Annotated in this window: 1 rRNA gene; it reads right to left on the reverse strand. The window is 54.5% G+C overall.

What is annotated here, in order from left to right:
* A 23S ribosomal RNA gene (locus tag H9X91_RS14870) occupies positions 1 to 211 on the reverse strand; the annotation flags it as partial.

Consider the following 211-nt stretch of genomic DNA (forward strand, 5'->3'; position numbering starts at 1 on the left):
GCCCGCCTAACAGTGTCCCCCGACCGGATTCACGGCCGCAGGTTAGAAATTCAGCAATCCAAGAGTGGTATCCCACCGGCGGCTCCACAAAAGCTGACGCCTCTGCTTCCAAGCCTCCCACCTATCCTGTACATGGGTTACCGAATTCCAGTATTAAGCTGCAGTAAAGCTCCATGGGGTCTTTCCGTCTAGTTGCGGGTAACTGGTATCT

It is taken from the genome of Oscillibacter valericigenes, assembly GCF_016902445.1.
Lineage (GTDB): Bacteria > Bacillota > Clostridia > Oscillospirales > Oscillospiraceae > Oscillibacter > Oscillibacter avistercoris.